A 20,054-nucleotide genomic window follows, 5' to 3' on the forward strand; every position below is an offset into this window, starting at 1 on the left:
TGTTGTGAAGGGCCAACCGGCACGGGCCGGTCAGACGTTGCGATAGTAATTGTCCAGCAGTTCGGCCAGCCCGGTACGCCAGGAGCGCGGTTTGATGCCGAATACATGGGTTATTTTTTTGCAGTCGAGCACGCCATGCTGCGGCTCGATGCCGGCATCCTCGAAATGGGCATGCGGGCGCGGCACCACTTCCAGCCTGATGTCGGAGTCCCAGCTTTTCGCTTCCTGCAGAATGGCTTCGGCCACCGCCAGCGCGGTTGCCGCCTCCTGGCCACCGTACTGGTAGGTTCCCCACAGTGGCGCATCGCAATCGAGCTGACTGAGAATCGCCACCAGCACCCGCGCGGCATCATCGACCGGGGTCGGGTTGCCGCGCCGGTCATCGGCCATCTCCATGCTTTCGTGGGCTTGCGCCCGCTGCAGCACGCGCCCCAGCATGCCGTCCGGGCTGTCATCCAGCAGCCAGCCAAAACGCAAGATGATGTGGCGCGAACAAATCGAGCGCACACTCTCTTCCATTGCCAGCAAGGCCTGGCCACGCGGGCTCAGCGGATTGCAGTCATTTTTTTCGCTATAGGCGGTAGCGCGGCAGCCATCGAACACCCGGTAGCTGGAAGGCTGGATCAGGATGCTCTGGTAATGCTTGCACAGCTGGGCCAGGCGTTCGACGGTTTCCGCCTGATGGGCAAACTTTGCCGGCTCGACACGCCCGGCCTGAAACCAGTCGTAATAATAGGCCAGGTTGATCACCACATCCGGGCGCACCTGGTCGATCAGCTCGGTCAGGGCAGCCGGAGTCCAGCCGCCTTCGGCTGGCCGGGGCACAAAAAAACTGATATCGCGCTCGGCACCCTGACGGATCAGGGCCTGCCCCAGCGCATTGCCTGCGCCCAGTAAAACGATCTTCAAGTGCATGCTGAGCTTTGCCTTTCAGTCTGTTGGCTGGCTTCCGGCAGCGCCCGGCAGCCGGTGGTATTGTGGATGCTGTCCCGCACGGAAAAACGTCAGGCCGTTCTGCCCGTGCGCCCGGACAGAACGGACAGAACGGCCGGCAGATCCTAAAATGGAATATCGTCGTCAAAATTGTCGTACGATTGCGCCGGAGCCGGCTCGGGCGGAATTTGCGCCGCCGGGGCCGCTCGCTGGTAGTCGGGCTGTTGTACCGGCTGCGCTTGCTGCTGTGGAGCAGGCTGTTGTGGCCGTTGCTGGCCACCCTGCGGCTGCTGGTCATAACCACCGCCGTCACCACGGCCGTCGAGCATCTGCATCTGGCCACCGATATCCACCACGATTTCCGTGGTGTAGCGCTTGATTCCGTCCTTTTCCCATTCGCGGGTCTGCAGGCGGCCTTCGATATATACCTTGGACCCCTTGCGCAGGTACTGGCCGGCAATCTCGGCGATTTTGCCGAAGAAAACCACCCGGTGCCATTCGGTGCGTTCCTGTAGCTGTCCGGTATTGCGGTCCTTCCAGCTGTCACTGGTTGCCAGCGTGATGTTGCACACGGCATTGCCGTTGGGCATGTAACGGGTTTCCGGATCGCCGCCGAGGTTGCCGATCAGGATGACTTTGTTCACTCCACGCGCCATTGCTATCTCCTTGTCTCACGTGTCAGCTAGTGGCAGGCTGGTGACTGTCGAGCAGTGCCTGCAGCTGTTCACGTTCGTTTACTTTATTGTCAAATCTTACATAAACCGCAGCGTCCTCTGCCACATAAAGCGCATCCATTACGCCAGGCTGGCTGCGCAGCCGGGCCAGCAGCTCGTCGCCGGGACCGGTAGCGGCACCCACCGTCAGGCGTGTGCTTGTGACATATGGCGGCTCCTGCATGGTAGCAGCAAACACCCACCAAAGTGCGGCCAGCGCCGCACAACCGGCAAAAACCGCACCATTGCCACCCAAAGTATAGAGACCACCGCCCAGGAAGCCGCCCACTGCCGCCCCCATGAACTGGCTGGTTGAGTAGATGCCCATCGCCGTACCCTTGGCTCCGGCAGGTGCCAGCTTGCTGACCAGTGACGGCAGGGTGGCTTCCAGCAGGTTGAAAGCGGCGAAAAACAGCACTGCACCCAATACCAGCAGCAACAGGCTGTTGCCCAGCCACCAGAAATACAACTGGCTCAGCCCGACCAGCGCGATGGCACCGAGGAACACGTTTTTCAGCTGTCGCTGCTTTTCGCTGTAGATGATGAAGGGCACCATCAACACAAAACCGGTCACCATCGCGATCACATAGACCCACCAGTGCTCGTCACGCGGCAACCCGCCCTGCTCCACCAGCACCAGCGGCAACACGGTGAAGCTGGCCATCAGCAGCGCATGCAGGACAAAGATGCCCACATCCAGACGCAACAGCTGGGGATCGGCAAATACCCGCCCCAGCGCCGCACGGTTGATGCCAGAATCAAGATGCCGCAGCTGTTGCCGGGGCTTGGGTACCCAGACCGCCATCAGCAGGATGCCGAACAGGGCCATCGCCGAGGTGAACCAGAACAGCCCGGCCAGTCCCGTCCAGCGGGTGATCACCGGACCGGCAATCATGGCGACAACAAACGACAGCCCGATGCTCATGCCGATTCCGGCCATGACCTTGGTGCGGTGCTGTTCACGGGTCAGGTCCGACAGCAATGCCATGACTGCGGCAGAAATTGCGCCAGCGCCCTGGATGATGCGCCCGACGATCAGCATCTCGATCGAACCGGCCATAGCGGCTACCGCACTGCCCAGCGCGAACACCAGCAAACCGGCATAGATCACCGGCATGCGCCCGATCCGGTCGGACAGCATGCCGAAGGGAATCTGCAGCAGCGCCTGGGTCAGCCCGTAGGCACCGATGGCAATGCCGATCAGCAGCGGCGTCGGCAAGCCGCTGCTGCTGGCCAGCTCCGGCCCGTAGGTTGCCAAGACCGGCAGTACCATGAACATGCCCAGCATGCGGAAAGCGAATACCAGCGACAGGCCGCTCATGGCTCGGCGTTCAACTGTATTCATCGAATCAACACGGGAATCCATGCAGTCATCTCTAAAATCTTGAGGGTGCAAGATTTTAGCAGGTTCGCCGGCGGCCTGCTGCATCCAGTGGCCAGCATGAACGCACCCCGGTGCACGAGCCGGCAAGCCCGCTTTGGCCGGCCGGGCGGCACGCTTCCGGCAAGCAGGCCAGGGACATCCGCCCCGACAGGAAACAGCCAAAGACTGTATACTTGTGCGTTTCCAGTTTCTCCGGATCAAGCAGTGGATACCATCGAAATTCGCGGCGCACGTACGCACAACCTGAAAAACATCGACCTGAGCCTGCCGCGCGACAAGCTGATCGTGATCACCGGCCTGTCCGGCTCGGGCAAGTCGTCGCTGGCGTTCGATACGCTGTATGCCGAGGGCCAGCGCCGTTATGTGGAATCGCTGTCGGCCTACGCCCGCCAGTTCCTGTCGATGATGGAAAAGCCCGATGTCGATACCATTGAGGGGCTGTCACCGGCGATTTCCATCGAGCAGAAATCCACCTCGCACAACCCGCGCTCCACCGTGGGCACCATTACCGAAATCTATGACTACCTGCGCCTGCTCTACGCGCGGGTTGGCATTCCCCACTGCCCGACCCACAATGCGCCGCTGGAAGCCCAGACCGTCAGCCAGATGGTTGACGGCGTACTGGCCCTGCCAACCGAACACCGCTACATGCTGCTGGCCCCGGTGATCCGCGAGCGCAAGGGCGAACACCTGGTGCTGCTGGAGGAGCTGCGCGCCAAGGGTTTCATCCGCCTGCGCATCAACGGCAAGGTCCATGACATGGACGACCTGCCGGCGCTGGACAAGAACAAGCGCAACAACATTGATGTGGTGGTCGACCGTTTCAAGGTACGTGACGACATGGCTCAGCGGCTGGCCGAGTCCTTCGAGACCGCGCTGCAGCTGGCCGACGGCATTGCCTGCGTGGCCAGCATGGACGAAGATTTCGAGCTGGAACAGGTGTTTTCCGCGCGTTTTGCCTGTCCGCATTGCGGCCACTCCGTTGGCGAGCTGGAACCCAAGCTGTTTTCCTTCAACAACCCGTCGGGCGCCTGCCCCGGCTGTGACGGCCTGGGCGTGAAACAGTTCTTCGATGCCCGCCGGCTGGTCAACAACGAGCTGACACTGGCCGAAGGCGCCATCCGTGGCTGGGACCGGCGCAGCGCCTATTATTTCCAGATGCTGCAGTCGCTGGCCCGCCATTACGATTTTGATATCGACACGCCCTTTGGCCAGCTGGACAAGCGCACACAGCAGCTGATCCTGCAGGGCAGCGGGCTGGAAGACATCGAGTTCAACTACCTCAACGACCGTGGCGATATCGTCAAGCGCAAGCATCCGTTCGAGGGTATCGTGCCCAACCTTGAACGCCGTTACCGCGAAACCGAGTCAACCAGCGTACGCGACGAACTGGCCAAATACCTGAGCACCCAGGCCTGCCCCGACTGCAACGGCTCGCGCCTGTGCAGTTCGGCGCGGCATGTCTGGGTAGCCGAGCGGACACTGCCCGAAGTGGTCCGCCTGCCGGTCGGCGATGCGCACCAGTATTTCAGCCAGCTCAGCCTGCCCGGGCGACGTGGCGAGATCGCCGGCAAGATCCTCAAGGAAATCGGCGAGCGCCTGCAGTTTCTGGTCAATGTCGGGCTGGACTATCTGACACTGGAGCGCAGTGCCGACACCCTGTCGGGCGGCGAGGCCCAGCGCATCCGTCTGGCCAGCCAGATCGGTGCCGGTCTGGTCGGGGTGATGTACATCCTTGATGAGCCTTCCATCGGCCTGCACCAGCGCGACAACGAGCGCCTGCTGGCCACGCTGGTGCACCTGCGTGATCTGGGCAATACGGTGATCGTGGTCGAGCATGACGAGGATGCCATCCGCCTGGCCGACTATGTGGTGGACATCGGCCCCGGCGCCGGCGTACATGGTGGCCGGATTGTCGCACAGGGCACACCACAGCAGGTGATGGCCAACCCCGACTCCCTGACCGGGCAATACCTGTCCGGCAGCAAACAGATTACGTACCCGCAACAGCGCACCCCGCTCAACCCGGAAAAGATGTTGCGCCTGCTGGGGGCCAGCGGCAACAACCTGCAAAACGTCAACCTGGTGGTTCCGCTGGGCCTGTTCACCTGCATTACCGGTGTATCCGGCTCGGGCAAATCGACCCTGATCAACGGCACCCTATATCCGCTGGCGGCCACCGCCCTGAACGGCGCCACCACACTGGAGGTCGCACCTTACGAGGAAATCGACGGACTGCAGCATCTGGACAAGGTGGTGGATATCGACCAGAGCCCGATCGGGCGCACACCACGCTCCAACCCGGCCACCTATACCGGCATTTTCACCCCGATCCGCGAGCTGTTTTCCGGCGTGCCCGAGGCCCGTGCCCGTGGCTATACGCCGGGGCGCTTCTCGTTCAACGTCAAGGGCGGGCGCTGCGAAGCCTGCCAGGGCGATGGCGTGATCAAGGTGGAAATGCACTTCCTGCCGGACATCTACGTACCCTGCGACATCTGCAAGGGCAAGCGCTATAACCGCGAGACACTGGACATCCGCTACAAGGGCAAAAGCATCGACGAGGTGCTGGGCATGACCATCGAAGAAGCTCGTGGCTTCTTTGACGCCATTCCCGCACTGGCGCGTCGTCTGCAAACCCTGATCGATGTCGGCCTGTCCTATATCCGCCTCGGCCAGAGCGCCACCACCCTGTCCGGTGGCGAGGCGCAGCGGGTCAAGCTGGCGCGCGAGCTGTCCAAGCGTGATACCGGCCAGACGCTGTACATTCTCGACGAGCCGACCACCGGCCTGCACTTTGCCGACATCCAGCTGTTGCTGGATGTGCTGCACCAGCTGCGTGACCGCGGCAACAGCATCGTGGTGATCGAGCATAACCTGGACGTGATCAAGACCGCCGACTGGATCGTCGATCTGGGGCCGGAAGGCGGCTCGCGTGGCGGCCAGATCATTGCCACCGGTACGCCGGAGCAGATCGCTGCCACAGAAAGCTCGCATACCGGACGCTTCCTGCAACCCCTGCTCGGCCAGGCATAGCCGGCACAGCGGCATCCATGCGGGGTGCCGCCCACGTTCCGGAAGGAGTCACGACATGCCGCACGGCCGGTTTACATGGATGCAGGCACTGTCCCCGCAAACCCGGGGGCTGGTTGCCATCAATCTTGCCGCAGTGATCTTCGGTACTGCCGCCCTGTACGGCAAGCTGGATGTTTCCCCGGTGTGGATCACTGCCTTGCGCGGGGCGCTGGGCGCGCTGGCCCTGGCAGTGGTTGGCGGCCTCTCCGCCCGCTTGCTGCACATGACGCCGCGCAGTCTCGGCCGGCTGGTGGCCAGCGGCTTTCTGCTGGCCAGCCACTGGCTGACCTTTTTCATGTCCGTACAGCTGTCCGGCGTGGCCATCGCCACCCTGACCTTTGCCACCTTTCCGCTGTTTACCGTGCTCGTTGAAGCAGCCGCGCTACGGCGGTTGCCCCGCCTGGCGGAAGTGCTGGCCGGCGTGGCCATCATTGCCGCCGTTGCCCTGCTGGTCGAGCCCGGACAAGGCGGGAACAATACCGCCGGCACCCTGGTCGGCCTGCTGTCGGCCGCCGTGTATGCCCTGTTCTGGCGCATAGCGCAGCGGCTGGATGGCTCACTGTCCGCCGCCAATGTTTCATTTTGCCAAAATGTTGTGGTGTTCATCCTGCTGGCACCCTGGCTGTTTGTCGCCACACCGGCACCGGCCGGCTTGTTCGACTGGCTGGCACTGTCAGGGTTGGGCGTGATCAATACCGCCATCATGCTGCTGCTTTACCTGTATGCCCTGAGGCATGTGTCGGCCAGCACCTGCAGCGGTTTCATCGCACTGGAACCAGTCTACGCCATTGCCTTCGCTGCCTGGCTGTTCAACGAGCCGGTAACGCCCTGGATCATCCTCAGCTGCCTGCTGATTCTGGGCGCGTCGATGATCCTGCTACGGATCGAGCGGCAAGCGCAGGCGTCATCCTGATGCCCGCTATCAGCATGTACAGTAACTGCCACCCATAAAAAAACCGGCCCGCGAGGGCCGGTCTGTCATTGCCGGGTGACTGGACGAATCAGACTTCCAGGCCCATCGCCTTGGCAACACCTGCACCATAGGCAGGGTCGGCCTTGCTGCAGTGCTCGATATGCTTGCGCTTGATGTACTCGGGCACCATGGCCATGTTGCGAGCGGTATTATCAAACAGCACCTGCTGTTGCTCTGGACTCATCAGGCGGAACAGGTTGCCCGGCTGGGTGAAATAATCCGGCTCGGTCTCCCAGTAGTCGAAGCGGTCGGCCAGACCTTCAATCTGCAGTGGCGGCTCGGCGAAGTCGGGCTGCTCCTGCCACTCGCCCCTGGTGTTGGGCTCGTAGTGGGCGCGACTGCCTTCGTTGCCGTCCACACGCATGGCACCATCACGGTGGAAGTTATGGAACGGGCAGCGTGGCGTATTCACCGGGATCTGGTAGTGGTTGACGCCCAGGCGGTAACGCTGCGCATCGCCATAGGAAAACAGGCGGCCTTGCAGCATGCGGTCAGGCGAGAAGCCGATTCCTGGCACGATATGCGCCGGGTTGAAGGCTGCCTGCTCGACATCGGCAAAGTAGTTGTCAGGGTTGCGGTTGAGCTCGAAGTAACCCACCTCGATCAGCGGGTAATCCGCTTTCGGCCAGACCTTGGTCAGGTCGAACGGATGGTAAGGAACCTTGGCTGCATCGGCCTCAGGCATGACCTGGACATACATGGTCCAGCGCGGGAAGTCCTTGCGCTCGATTGCCTCATACAGGTCACGCTGCGAGCTTTCACGGTCCTGGCCTACCAGCTCGGCCGCTTCCTGGTCGGTCAGGTTCTTGATGCCCTGCTGGGTCAGCAAGTGGAACTTGACCCAGTAACGCTCGTTGTCGGCATTGATGAAGCTGAAGGTGTGCGAACCGAAGCCGTGCATGTGGCGGTAGCTGGCCGGAATGCCACGGTCACTCATGACGATGGTGACCTGGTGCAGGGCTTCGGGCAGGCCGGTCCAGAAGTCCCAGTTGTTGACCGGGCAGCGCATGTTGGTACGCGGGTCACGCTTGACCGCGTGGTTCAGGTCAGGGAACTTGAGCGGGTCACGGAAGAAGAACACCGGAGTATTGTTGCCGACCAGGTCCCAGTTGCCCTGCTCGGTATAGAAGCGCATGGCAAAGCCGCGGATGTCACGCTCGGCATCAGCTGCACCACGCTCGCCGGCAACGGTCGAGAAGCGCACGAACATCTCGGTTTTCTTGCCGATCTCGGAAAACAGGGCCGCCTTGGTGTACTGGGTGATGTCATGGGTCACCACGAATTCGCCGAATGCACCGGAACCCTTGGCGTGCATGCGGCGCTCAGGAATCACCTCACGATCAAAATGCGCGAGCTTTTCGAGAAACCAGACATCCTGCAACAGCATCGGGCCACGTGCGCCAGCGGTCAGGCTGTCCTGGTTATTGGCGACCGGCGCGCCGGAAACTGAGGTGAGTTTGCTTTTGATATCCATGATTGAATCCTCTCAACGGGTGGTGAGGTCTACAATACACAAACCCACGAATAGTCAAAAGACATTAAAAGCTATCTTTTTGATACACATCAACTATCGTATAGCCAATAAAAAACCGGGCAGAGCCCGGTTTTTTATTGGCATGCCGAATTACTCGGCAGCTTCTTCAGCAGCTGCTGGCTGAGCACGGTCTACCAGCTGGACATAGGCCATCGGCGCATTGTCACCAGCACGGAAGCCACACTTCAGGATACGGACGTAACCGCCCGGACGCTGAGCGTAATGCTTGCCAAGATCGTTGAACAGCTTGCCTACAGCTTCCTTGGAGCGCGTGCGCGAGAAAGCCAGACGACGGTTTGCCACTGAATCGACTTTGGCCAGAGTGATCAGGGGCTCTGCTACGCGGCGCAGTTCTTTGGCCTTGGGCAGAGTGGTCTTGATCAGTTCGTGCTCGAACAGCGATACCGCCATGTTCTGGAACATGGCTTTGCGGTGTGCGCTGGTGCGGTTCAGTTTACGGCCACTTTTACGATGACGCATGGTTCAATTCCTTACCAAACTCTTGTTGTTCGGTGATGATGGACGATCAGGCAGTGGCCTTGTCATCCTTTTTCAAACTTGCCGGCGGCCAGTTATCAAGCCGCATGCCCAGGGACAGACCGCGCTGCGCCAGAACATCCTTGATCTCGGTCAGGGATTTCTTGCCCAGGTTTGGCGTCTTGAGCAGCTCCACCTCGGTACGCTGGATCAGGTCGCCAATGTAGTAGATGCTTTCCGCTTTCAGGCAGTTGGCCGAGCGGACGGTCAGTTCCAGGTCATCGACAGGGCGCAGCAGGATCGGATCAACCTCATCCTCCACCTTGTCTTCAACCGGTTCTGCTTCGGCCTGAAGCTCAACAAAGGCTGCCAGCTGATGCTGCAGAATTGTTGCACAGCGACGAATCGCCTCTTCAGGGTCGAGGGTGCCGTTGGTTTCAAGCTCAATGATCAGCTTGTCCAGGTCGGTACGCTGCTCGACACGAGCATTTTCTACCACATAGGAAACCCGGCGCACCGGGCTGAACAGGGCGTCCAGCTGCAATCCGCCAACACTGCGGGTTTCATCCTCGTCAGTGAAGCGGGAGTCTGCTGCTTCGTAGCCACGACCGCGCGCAATGCGCAGTTTCATGTCCAGGGAGCCCTTGTCAGCCAGATTGGCAATAACGTGGTCGCCATTAACGATTTCCACATCATGATCCAGCTGGATATCGGCTGCGGTTACAACGCCCGGGCCTTTCTTGCTCAGGCTCAGGGTGGCCTCGTCACGGCCGTGCATTTTTACAGCCAGACCCTTGAGGTTCAGCAGGATCTCGATGACATCCTCCTGTACACCTTCAATGGCACTGTATTCGTGCAGCACGCCGTCGATTTCAACTTCGACAACCGCACAACCAGGCATGGATGACAACAGAATGCGTCGCAACGCATTGCCCAATGTATGTCCGAAACCACGCTCGAGAGGCTCAAGCGTGATCTTGGCGCGGGTCGGACTGACCGTATCGACCTTGATTTGACGAGGGGTCAGAAACTCATTTACCGAAATCTGCATGGATACACCTATTTTCTAGCCCTTACTTGGAGTAGAGCTCGACGATCAGGCTTTCATTGATGTCTGAAGAGAGGTCACTACGCTCAGGCACGTTCTTGAACACGCCTGATTTCTTCTCTGCATCGACCTCTACCCACTCGACGCGGCCACGCTGGGCACACAGTTCGAGAGCCTGAGCGATACGAAGCTGATTTTTGGATTTTTCGCGCACAGCGATCACATCACCCGGCTGAACCTGGTAAGACGGAATATTCACGGTCTGACCATTGATGGTGATGGCCTTGTGGGATACCAGCTGACGGGATTCGGCGCGGGTCGCACCATAGCCCATACGGTAAACCACGTTGTCCAGACGGCTTTCCAGCAGTTGCAGCAGGTTTTCACCGGTTGCACCCTTGCGGCGGGCCGCTTCCTTGTAATAACTGTGGAACTGGCGCTCCAGCACACCGTAGATGCGGCGTACTTTCTGCTTTTCACGCAACTGGCTGCCGTACTCGGACAGGCGGCCGCGACGCTGACCATGTTGACCAGGAGCAGTTTCAATGTTGCACTTGGATTCAATCGCGCGTGAACCGCTCTTCAGGAAGAGGTCGGTACCTTCACGACGGGACAGTTTGCACTTGGGACCAATATAACGAGCCATTTCTTACTGTCTCCTGATTACACGCGACGCTTCTTCGGCGGACGGCATCCATTATGCGGGATGGGCGTCACGTCGGTGATGCTGGAAATTTTATAACCGCAACCGTTGAGCGCACGAACGGCAGACTCACGGCCCGGGCCGGGACCCTTGACGTTGACTTCAAGGTTCTTCAGACCGTACTCGAGGGCAGCCTGACCGGCGCGCTCGGCTGCAACCTGGGCAGCGAACGGGGTGCTCTTGCGCGAGCCACGGAAACCTGAACCACCGGAAGTAGCCCAGGACAGTGCATTACCCTGGCGATCGGTGATGGTTACGATAGTGTTGTTGAATGACGCATGGATGTGGGCGATGCCATCAACCACCGTCTTCCTGACCTTCTTGCGAGGACGAGCAGCTGCTTTAGCCATAATTTAATTCCTGTCCGTTTCCAGAGGATTACTTGCGAATCGGCTTGCGCGGGCCCTTGCGGGTACGAGCATTGGTTTTGGTGCGCTGGCCATTGACTGGCAGGCTGCGACGATGACGCAGACCACGATAGCAACCCAGATCCATCAGACGCTTGATGTTCATGGTCACTTCGCGGCGCAGGTCGCCTTCGGTGGTCAGCTTGCCAACTTCTGTACGCAGCTTTTCGATCTGGTCGTCAGAAAGGTCCTGGATTTTTGCTGCCGGATTGATGCCGGTAGCGGCACAGATGTTCTGTGCAGTTGGCCGACCGATACCGAAGATATAGGTCAGCGAGATAACAGTATGCTTGTTATCCGGAATGTTGACGCCTGCAATACGGGCCATTCAATTAACTCCAATTGACAGCAACGCACGCCCCGGAAGCCAAGAAATGGGACATGCGTGTTGATGCTGTAGGTTTTGATCAGTCCGCTAGCGCACTAGCTAGCGGACGGGTTACGCGTCACACTCAGCCTTGGCGCTGCTTGTGACGTGGTTCTGCCGAGCAGATCACCCGGATGACGCCTTCGCGACGGATGATTTTGCAGTTGCGGCAAAGTTTTTTTACCGATGCACGAACTTTCATCTTGCACTCCTGAACTCAGGCCATGATCAGCGCAGCATGCCGCCGCTGCCATAGCCCTTGAGGTTCGATTTTTTCATTAGGGATTCGTACTGGTTTGAAACGAGGTGCGATTGTACTTGAGCCATGAAGTCCATTACAACCACAACAACAATCAAAAGAGACGTGCCCCCGAGATAGAATGGCACATTGGCCGCCACCACAAGAAACTGGGGCAACAAACATACCGCCGTCATGTACAGCGCGCCAAATACGGTCAGACGTGTCAGCACACCATCGATATAGCGCGCAGACTGGTCGCCGGGGCGGATGCCAGGAATGAATGCACCGGATTTCTTCAGGTTCTCCGCCACTTCCTTCGGGTTGAACATCAACGCGGTATAGAAGAAGCAGAAGAAAATGATACCCGCACTGAACAGAAGAATGTTCAGGGGCTGTCCCGGAGCAAGCGCCTGGGAAATGTCGCTCAACCAGGTCATGCTTTCCGATTGTCCGAACCACTGTCCCAGCGAAGCCGGGAACAGCAGGATGCTGCTGGCGAAGATCGCCGGAATCACACCGGCCATATTGACCTTCAGCGGCAAGTGGCTCTGCTGGGCAGCAAACACCTTGCGGCCTTGCTGGCGCTTGGCGTAGTTGACCAGAATCCGGCGCTGACCGCGCTCGATGAACACCACAAAGCCGATGATGGCAACAGCCAGCAGGCCGACCACCATCAGGGCAAAGATATTGATGTCACCCTGGCGGGCCGACTCGAAGGACTGACCAATCGCGGCTGGCAGCCCGGCCACGATACCGGCGAAAATCAGCATCGAGATGCCGTTGCCGATACCGCGCTCGGTGATCTGCTCGCCCAGCCACATCATGAACATTGCACCCGCCACGAAAGTGGTGATGGATACAAAGTAGAAGTTGAAGTCGGCACTGAACGCCACGCCCTGGCTGGCCAGCCCCATGGACATGCCAAAGGCCTGTACCAGGGATAACAGCAGGGTGCCGTAACGGGTGTACTGGCTGATCTTGCGACGACCGGCCTCACCTTCTTTCTTCAGCTGTCCAAGTTGCGGGCTGACAGCAGTCATCAGCTGCATGATGATCGACGCGGAAATGTAGGGCATGATACCCAGCGCGAAGATGCTCATGCGCTCCAGCGCACCACCGGAAAACATGTTGAACAGGTCGAGAATGGTTCCCTCATTCTGTCGAAACAGGTTTGCCAGGGCGTCGGGGTTGATACCGGGAACGGGAATATGCGCCCCGATCCGGTACACGATGATTGCCAGGAACAGGAAGCGCAAGCGTGCCCACAATTCAGACAAACCGCCTCCACCCACGGCAGAGAGAGAACCTTGTTTAGCCATTATTCCTCGACCTTGCCGCCTGCAGCGATGATGGCTTCACGAGCACCCTTGGTAGCTGCCACGCCCTGCAGGGTTACTGCACGGGTAACATCACCGGACAGCATCACCTTTACGGACTTGACGTTTTCACCAATGATGTTGGCTTCCTTCAGGGTGACCAGGGTCACCAGGTCGCCTTCAACCTTGGCCAGCTCGGAAGTGCGCACTTCAGCGCGCTCCAGCTGCTTGGCAGAAGTGAAACCGAACTTGGGCAGACGACGGTACAGCGGCTGCTGGCCACCCTCGAAGCCGGGTGCAACCTTGCCGCCGGAGCGTGAAGTCAGGCCCTTGTGGCCACGACCGGCTGTCTTGCCCATGCCGCTACCGATACCACGACCCAGACGGACCTTGGCAGGACGGGAGCCGGGCGCTGAACGCAAATCATTCAGTTGCATGTCTTAACCCTCCACGCGGAGCATATAGTAAGCCTTGTTGATCATGCCGCGATTTTCCGGAGTATCCAGAACCTCAACGGTGTGACCGATGCGGCGCAGGCCAAGGCCACGCACGCAGGCTTTGTGATTGGCCAGACGGCCGTTGGTGCTCTTGACCAGAGTCACCTTGATTTTTGCCTGGGACATGATTACAGAATCTCCTCGACGCTCTTGCCACGCTTGGCAGCAACGGCTTCAGGAGACTGCATGTTCTTCAGGCCCTTGAAGGTTGCCTGCACCACGTTCACCGGGTTGGTGGAGCCGTAGCATTTGGCAAGTACGTTGTGCACACCGGCCACTTCCAGGACGGCGCGCATTGCACCACCGGCGATGACACCGGTACCCTCGGAGGCAGGCTGCATGTAAACGTTGGACGCACCATGAACGGCGCGGATCGGGTACTGCAGAGTAGTACCGTTCAGCTCGACCTGGATCATGTTGCGACGGGCAGCTTCCATGGCTTTCTGGATGGCGGACGGCACTTCGCGGGACTTGCCACGGCCATAGCCGACGCGACCCTTGCCATCACCGACCACTGTCAGGGCGGTGAAAGTGAAGATGCGGCCACCCTTGACGGTCTTGGCTACACGGTTAACCTGAACCAGCTTCTCGATGTAACCTTCATCGTTGCTGCTTTCTTCGCGTCTGCCGCGCTTTTGTTCGTTATTCGACATAACTTAAAACTCCAGCCCGCCTTCACGAGCAGCATCAGCCAGTGCCTGAACACGGCCATGGTACTTGAAACCAGAACGGTCAAAGGCCACCTGGGAAATGCCGGCGGCCTTGGCGCGCTCGGCAATCAGTGTGCCAACCTTCTTGGCTGCTTCGACATTACCGGTGGTGCCTTCACGCAGGGACTTGTCCAGGGTGGAGGCTGAAGCCAGAACCTGGCTGCCGTCAGCAGAAATGATTTGTGCGTAGATGTGCTGTGATGAGCGGTTTACACACAGACGAACCACTTCGAGCTCGTGCATTTTCAGACGTGCCTTGCGTGCACGACGCAATCTTGAAACTTTTTTGTCGTTCATTTTGCTAGGCCCTACTTCTTCTTGGCTTCTTTACGGCGCACTACTTCTTCTGCGTAGCGCACACCCTTGCCCTTGTAAGGCTCGGGACGACGGTATTCGCGGATTTCAGCAGCAACCTGACCCAGAACCTGCTTGTCGATACCACGCAGGATCAGATCGGTGGCACTAGGTGCCTCGGCTGTCACGTTGGCTGGCAACTGGTACTCGACCGGATGGGAGAAACCCAGTGACAGGTTGACCACATTGCCGCTGACCTGGGCGCGGTAACCCACACCGACCAGCTGCAGCTTGCGCTCGAAGCCCTGGCTTACACCAACAACCATGTTGTTGACCAGAGCACGGGTGGTTCCGGCCATGGCACGGGACTGCTGGTCACCGTTACGTGCGGCAAAACGAATTTCCGCTGCGTCCTGGATTACTTCAACAGAGGGATGCAGCTGCATTTGCAGTGCGCCCTTGGCACCCTTGACGGAGACTGTTTCGCCGTCGATTTTAAACTCTACACCCGCTGGCAGTGTAACGGGGTTATTTGCAATACGAGACATGCTTCCCCCTTAGAATACGCTGCACAGCACTTCGCCGCCGATACCGGCAGCACGGGCTTCACGATCGGTCATCACACCCTTGCTGGTGGAAACGATCGCCACACCCAGACCACCACGAACCTTTGGCAGTGCGCTGGCTGATTTGTACTGACGAAGGCTTGGGCGGCTGACGCGCTGCAATTCTTCAATGACCGGACGACCTTCGAAATATTTCAGTTCGATGGTCAGTTCGGGTTTAACGCCTTCGCTGACTTGATAGTCCGCAACGTAACCTTCGTTCTTCAGAACGCTGGCAACGGCAACCTTCACACGTGAAGAAGGCATGCTTACTGCGGATTTCTCAGCCATTTGGGCATTACGGATACGGGTTAGCATGTCCGCTAACGGGTCCTGCATACTCATGGGCCAATAGCTCCTGGATAAAAAACAAGTCAGCAAGGCTGACAGATACAGCAAGAGAGCACAACAGTCTCTTGCGAGCCGGACATTCTAGAGATTTATCGACAACGAATCAAGCCCCTTTCGGGGCCTGATCGATACGGCAGCGGAGCAGGTTTTACGCCGCCCTTACAGGGTGGGCATGGAAAACTGGCTGCCCTCGCGCAGCGTGGCACTCGGCCAGCGCTGGGTGATGGTCTTGCGGCGGGTGAAAAAACGCACACCGTCGGGACCATACATGAACAGGTCCCCAAACAGCGAACGCTTCCAGCCACCAAAGCTTTGATAGGCGACCGGAACCGGCAGGGGAATGTTGACGCCAACCATACCCACCTGGATGTTGTCGGTAAAGTAGCGCGCCGCTTCACCGTCACGGGTATAAATGCAGGTACCGTTGCCGTACTCGTGATCGTTGATCAGCTGCATGGCTTCCTCCATGGTTTGCACACGGATGACCTGTAATACCGGGCCGAAGATTTCCGCCTGATAGCTGTCCATGTCTCTGGTCACGCCATCAATCAGTGTCGCACCGACAAAGAAACCGTTTTCGTAACCGGCAGGCGCGGCGTCCGAACCATCCACCAGGATTTTTGCACCCTGTCTGGCCGCGGACTGGATATGCCCCACCACCTTCGCCTTGTGCTCGGCGGTAATCAGCGGGCCAAAGTCGTTGGTTTTGTCCGCGTGATTGCCCAGCCTCAGTCCGGCCATGGCCTCCTGCAGCGCGGCAATCATGCGGTCGGCGATCTCGTCGCCCACGGCAACCGCAACCGACAGCGCCATGCAGCGCTCGCCCGAAGAACCGAAAGCCGCACCCAGCAATGAGTTGACCACGTTATCCAGATCGGCATCCGGCATGACGATGGCGTGGTTCTTGGCACCACCCAGCGCCTGGCAGCGCTTGCCGTTGGCAGTGGCGGCGCTGTAGATGTATTCGGCAATTGGTGTCGAACCGACAAAGCTGACCGCCTGAACATCCTTGTGCTCAAGGATTGCATCAACCGCTTCCTTGCCGCCGTTGACCACGTTCAACACGCCATCCGGCAGGCCGGCTTCTTTCAGCAATTTGGCGATGAACAGCGTCGAGCTTGGGTCACGCTCGGACGGCTTGAGCACAAAGGTGTTACCACAGACGATGGCCATGGGGAACATCCACAGTGGAACCATCACCGGGAAGTTGAACGGCGTGATGCCGGCCACCACGCCCAGCGGGTGGAACTCGCTCCAGGAATCGATATCCCGGCCCACGTCGCGGCTGTGCTCACCCTTGAGCAACTCAGGTGCGCCACAGGCATATTCCACGTTTTCGATTCCGCGCTGCAGCTCACCAGCCGCGTCGTGGGAAATCTTGCCGTGCTCCTCGCCGATCAGGCGGCAAATCTCGTCGGCATTTTCCTCAAGCAGCTGCTTGAACTTGAACATGATGCGCGCACGGCGCTGCGGCGGTGTCTTGCGCCACTCGGGAAAAGCGGCCTTGGCTGCGGCAACTGCCTCGTCGATGGTCCTGGCACCGCCCAGTGACACCTGCTTGCTTGCTTCACCAGTTGCCGGATTGTAGACCGGCTGGGTTCTGCTGGTATCAACCTGCATTTCGCCATTGATGAAATGTCCGATTGTCTGCATGATTTTTTCCTCTGCTTTCGCTATTTGAAGTCCGGGGCCCTTGCGCAGGCATCCTGACCGGATGCCCTGCCGCATGATGCCTGTCTGCTCATTGATAAAACCCGGAGCTGGTACTTGATTCCCCGCGCCGGTCCTCTCCAGCGCGTGCCCGGTACCACCTCTGATTCGCTTGATTTATGCCGCGGCCCACATGGAGCGATACAGCTCCAGCATCTCTTCCTTGCTTGGCACCCGCGGGTTGTTGTTTGGCGAGCCGGACGCAAAGGCCTGCTCACACATGGTTTCCACCAGCTGCTCGAACCCGGCCTGCTCGACGCCGAACTCTGCCAGCGTCGGCACACTGAGTTCCTCGTTCAGGGCCTTGAGGAACTGCACCAGCTTCTCGTTGGCTGTGGCCGTGCTGTCCTGATGCCCGGCAACACCCAGTGCGCGGGCGCAGTCGGCATAGCGCTCCGGTGCCGCCGGAATGGAAAACTCGGTCACTGCCGGCAGCAACATGGCATTGGACAGCCCGTGCGGCACATGGAAGAAGGCTCCAATGGGCCGGCTCATGCCATGCACCAGTGCCACCGAGGAGTTGCAGAAGGCAATACCGGCCAGCGTCGAGCCCAGCATCATCGCCTCACGCGCCGGCTCGTCACGGCCATCATGGTAGGCTTTCTGCAGGTTGGGACCGATCAGCCCCAGGGCGGCCAGCGCCTGCTGGTCACTGTAGGCGTTGCGCTTCTGGCTGACATAAGCCTCGATCGCGTGGGTCATGGCATCAATACCGGTATCTGCCGTGGTGCGCGCCGGCACCGTCATGGTCAGGCCGTAGTCGATGATTGCCGCAACCGGCATGAAGCCCATGCCCACACAGAGCAGTTTCTCGTTGCTGGCCTCATCGGTGATAATGGTGAACCTGGTTGCCTCCGAGCCGGTGCCGGCCGTGGTCGGGATGGCGATGATCGGCAGCCCGCTTTCATTGACCTGACGCGGGAACCGGTAGTCGCCGATCTTGCCGCCAAACTTGCCGAGGATGGCAATCGCCTTGGCCGAATCGATCGGGCTACCGCCCCCCAGGGCAATGATGCCGTCATAGTCACCATCGCGGACACGCGCCACACCTGCCTCGATCGAGGTGTCCGTCGGCTCCGGAACGGTGTCGGCAAAGACATCCGCTTCAACGCCGGCTGCGGACAGAATGCTTTGCACCTGCTCTACATAGCCAAGCTGAACCATCATCGCATCGGTCACGATCAGTGGTCTTTCAACCTGCAAGGCTTCCAGCATCACTGGCAGCTGTTTGCAGGCATCACGCCCCACTTCCATCATTCTCGGCAATACAATACTGTTCGACATGTTGCTACCCTCTGTTATCAAAATGATCCAAACATGGTGCCCAGGGCAATGACTACAATCAGTGCTACCAGCGGAACAGCCACGGCCACCACAAAAATGTCTTTATAGGATTCCCGGTGCGTCAGGCTGCAGATGGTCAGCAGCGAGATCACTGCGCCATTATGCGGCAGGGAATCCAGTCCGCCCGAAGCAATCGAAGCTACCCGGTGCATCAGTTCCGGGTTGATACCGAACTGGGTAGCCAGTCCCAGGTAGGTCTCACCCATGGTGTTCAGCGCGATGGACATGCCGCCCGATGCCGAGCCGGTGATCCCGGCCATCACGTTGACAAATACAGCCTCGGAGATCAGCGGGTTGCCCGGAGCAAGCCCCAGCAGGAATTCCTTGACGATGGCAAAACCCGCCAGAATTGCGATCACCGAACCATAGCCAACCTCGGAAGCCGTGTTGAAGATGGGCAACAAGGCACCCAGAGCACCCTGGCTCATGGATTCCTGCAGATTTTTCCAGCGCTTCCAGTTCAGCACGATAATCATCAGACAGGATGCAACCAGTGCAGTGACAATCGCCCAGGTGCCAATCACCCGGCTTGGCGGAATATTGCCGAACAGGTCCGTCGCCAGATAACTGGTATCCAGGCCCGGCAGCAGCCACTTGGCGCACAGGAAGTTGATGCCGATCACCAGGATAATAGGCAGCAGCGCTACCACGACACCCGGATCGTCGTCATGCTCCACACTGCTGGTGGCGTCGCTATGCTTACCGTATGTCTCACCGGCCAGGCGCGCCTTGGCGGCCCGACGGTTCATCCACCACATGCCGCCAACCAGCATGACCAGTCCGGCGATGATGCCCAGCCCGGGAGCGGCGAAGGCATCGGTATTGAAGAAAGGCATCGGAATGGCGTTCTGGATTGCCGGAGAACCCGGAAAGGCGGTCATGGTAAAAGTCAGTGCCCCCAGGACGATCGCACCCGGAATCAGCCGCTTGGGTATGTCCAGTTCACGGAACAGCGCCGCAGCAATGGGGAATACGGCAAAACCCACAACGAACAGTGAAACACCGCCGTAAGTCAAAATTCCGCAGGCCAGCACAATCGACAGTACCGCCTGTTGATTGCCCAGCTTCGAAATCAGCACAGCCGCAATGGTGCGCGCCGAACCCGAATCATCCATCAGCTTGCCAAACACTGCACCAAGCAGGAACAGCGGAAAAAAGCTTACGACATAGCCGCCCAGTCCCTTCATGAACACCTGGGTATAGACGCCCAGCATCTGGCCGCCCATGCCACTCAAGAGCACTGCCAGCATGGCCAGCACAGGAGCCAGCAAGATCACGCTGAAGCCCCGGTAGGCCAGATACATAAGTAAACCCAGAGAAATCAAAATACCCAGCAGACTCATCATGACCTTTCACCCTGCCCAGCCTTTATTAT

At 59.2% G+C, this 20,054-nt stretch carries 22 protein-coding genes; 2 read left to right on the forward strand and 20 right to left on the reverse strand.

The window, feature by feature from the left end:
• Positions 1–30 precede the first annotated feature (30 nt).
• The 3 genes from AR306_RS12800 to AR306_RS12810 form a co-directional block, all read right to left on the reverse strand.
• Entirely contained in the window at positions 31–915 is an 885-nt protein-coding gene (locus tag AR306_RS12800; RefSeq protein WP_101497928.1) for a sugar nucleotide-binding protein, read from the reverse strand.
• Positions 916–1,058: 143 nt separating this feature from the next.
• Positions 1,059–1,589 (reverse strand): single-stranded DNA-binding protein, encoded by a 531-nt coding sequence (gene ssb / locus AR306_RS12805; RefSeq protein ID WP_101497929.1) that lies wholly within the window; start codon positions 1,587–1,589, stop codon positions 1,059–1,061.
• Between the two features lie 22 nt (positions 1,590–1,611).
• Positions 1,612–3,012, reverse strand: a complete 1,401-nt coding sequence (locus tag AR306_RS12810) for an MFS transporter (protein ID WP_101497930.1) — start codon at positions 3,010–3,012, stop codon at positions 1,612–1,614.
• A gap of 222 nt (positions 3,013–3,234) precedes the next feature.
• Between AR306_RS12810 and uvrA the strand changes: the two genes are divergently transcribed.
• Both uvrA and AR306_RS12820 read left to right on the forward strand, forming a co-directional pair.
• The gene (uvrA, locus tag AR306_RS12815) at positions 3,235–6,063 is read left to right on the forward strand and encodes an excinuclease ABC subunit UvrA (RefSeq protein WP_101497931.1); all 2,829 of its coding nucleotides are present in this window, start codon (positions 3,235–3,237) and stop codon (positions 6,061–6,063) included.
• Positions 6,064–6,142: 79 nt separating this feature from the next.
• Complete coding sequence (locus AR306_RS12820; RefSeq protein ID WP_166627896.1) at positions 6,143–7,015, forward strand: DMT family transporter; 873 nt, start codon at positions 6,143–6,145, stop codon at positions 7,013–7,015.
• Positions 7,016–7,103: 88 nt separating this feature from the next.
• Here AR306_RS12820 and AR306_RS12825 read toward each other — a convergent pair whose 3' ends face one another.
• From AR306_RS12825 to AR306_RS12905, 17 genes are all read right to left on the reverse strand, one after another.
• Entirely contained in the window at positions 7,104–8,549 is a 1,446-nt protein-coding gene (locus AR306_RS12825) for a catalase (protein WP_101497933.1), read from the reverse strand.
• A gap of 150 nt (positions 8,550–8,699) precedes the next feature.
• A complete protein-coding gene (gene rplQ, locus AR306_RS12830) occupies positions 8,700–9,089 on the reverse strand; it encodes a 50S ribosomal protein L17 (RefSeq protein WP_101497934.1) in 390 nt (129 codons plus the stop codon).
• A gap of 46 nt (positions 9,090–9,135) precedes the next feature.
• On the reverse strand, positions 9,136–10,137 hold the full coding sequence (locus AR306_RS12835) for a DNA-directed RNA polymerase subunit alpha (RefSeq protein ID WP_101497935.1): 1,002 nt from the start codon (positions 10,135–10,137) through the stop codon (positions 9,136–9,138).
• Positions 10,138–10,159: 22 nt separating this feature from the next.
• Positions 10,160–10,780, reverse strand: a complete 621-nt coding sequence (gene rpsD / locus AR306_RS12840; RefSeq protein WP_101497936.1) for a 30S ribosomal protein S4 — start codon at positions 10,778–10,780, stop codon at positions 10,160–10,162.
• A gap of 17 nt (positions 10,781–10,797) precedes the next feature.
• Positions 10,798–11,187 carry a 30S ribosomal protein S11 gene (rpsK, locus tag AR306_RS12845; RefSeq protein ID WP_101497937.1) on the reverse strand — a complete coding sequence of 130 codons (390 nt, stop codon included), beginning with the start codon at positions 11,185–11,187 and terminating at the stop codon, positions 10,798–10,800.
• A 28-nt stretch (positions 11,188–11,215) separates the two neighbouring features.
• Positions 11,216–11,572, reverse strand: a complete 357-nt coding sequence (gene rpsM / locus AR306_RS12850) for a 30S ribosomal protein S13 (RefSeq protein ID WP_101497938.1) — start codon at positions 11,570–11,572, stop codon at positions 11,216–11,218.
• Positions 11,573–11,696: 124 nt separating this feature from the next.
• Positions 11,697–11,813: a 50S ribosomal protein L36 gene (rpmJ, locus tag AR306_RS12855; protein ID WP_101497939.1), complete on the reverse strand. Its 117-nt coding sequence runs from the start codon at positions 11,811–11,813 to the stop codon at positions 11,697–11,699.
• Between the two features lie 26 nt (positions 11,814–11,839).
• Positions 11,840–13,171 carry a preprotein translocase subunit SecY gene (secY, locus tag AR306_RS12860; RefSeq protein WP_101497940.1) on the reverse strand — a complete coding sequence of 444 codons (1,332 nt, stop codon included), beginning with the start codon at positions 13,169–13,171 and terminating at the stop codon, positions 11,840–11,842.
• The gene (rplO, locus tag AR306_RS12865) at positions 13,171–13,605 is read right to left on the reverse strand and encodes a 50S ribosomal protein L15 (protein WP_101497941.1); all 435 of its coding nucleotides are present in this window, start codon (positions 13,603–13,605) and stop codon (positions 13,171–13,173) included. Before rplO ends, secY begins: the two co-directional genes overlap by 1 nt.
• Positions 13,606–13,608: 3 nt before the next feature.
• Positions 13,609–13,791 carry a 50S ribosomal protein L30 gene (gene rpmD / locus AR306_RS12870; protein ID WP_101497942.1) on the reverse strand — a complete coding sequence of 61 codons (183 nt, stop codon included), beginning with the start codon at positions 13,789–13,791 and terminating at the stop codon, positions 13,609–13,611.
• 2 nt (positions 13,792–13,793) lie between these two features.
• Positions 13,794–14,318 carry a 30S ribosomal protein S5 gene (rpsE, locus tag AR306_RS12875; RefSeq protein WP_101497943.1) on the reverse strand — a complete coding sequence of 175 codons (525 nt, stop codon included), beginning with the start codon at positions 14,316–14,318 and terminating at the stop codon, positions 13,794–13,796.
• Between the two features lie 3 nt (positions 14,319–14,321).
• A complete protein-coding gene (gene rplR, locus AR306_RS12880; RefSeq protein WP_101497944.1) occupies positions 14,322–14,672 on the reverse strand; it encodes a 50S ribosomal protein L18 in 351 nt (116 codons plus the stop codon).
• 11 nt (positions 14,673–14,683) lie between these two features.
• Complete coding sequence (gene rplF / locus AR306_RS12885; RefSeq protein ID WP_101497945.1) at positions 14,684–15,217, reverse strand: 50S ribosomal protein L6; 534 nt, start codon at positions 15,215–15,217, stop codon at positions 14,684–14,686.
• Positions 15,218–15,226: 9 nt separating this feature from the next.
• Positions 15,227–15,619: a 30S ribosomal protein S8 gene (gene rpsH, locus AR306_RS12890; protein WP_101497946.1), complete on the reverse strand. Its 393-nt coding sequence runs from the start codon at positions 15,617–15,619 to the stop codon at positions 15,227–15,229.
• A gap of 165 nt (positions 15,620–15,784) precedes the next feature.
• On the reverse strand, positions 15,785–17,278 hold the full coding sequence (locus AR306_RS12895; protein ID WP_101497947.1) for a CoA-acylating methylmalonate-semialdehyde dehydrogenase: 1,494 nt from the start codon (positions 17,276–17,278) through the stop codon (positions 15,785–15,787).
• Between the two features lie 174 nt (positions 17,279–17,452).
• On the reverse strand, positions 17,453–18,619 hold the full coding sequence (locus tag AR306_RS12900) for an iron-containing alcohol dehydrogenase (protein ID WP_101497948.1): 1,167 nt from the start codon (positions 18,617–18,619) through the stop codon (positions 17,453–17,455).
• 17 nt (positions 18,620–18,636) lie between these two features.
• Entirely contained in the window at positions 18,637–20,022 is a 1,386-nt protein-coding gene (locus tag AR306_RS12905) for a GntP family permease (protein WP_240622554.1), read from the reverse strand.
• Positions 20,023–20,054 lie beyond the last annotated feature (32 nt).

The sequence above is a fragment of the Thiopseudomonas denitrificans genome, assembly GCF_002866065.1.
GTDB lineage: Bacteria > Pseudomonadota > Gammaproteobacteria > Pseudomonadales > Pseudomonadaceae > Thiopseudomonas > Thiopseudomonas denitrificans.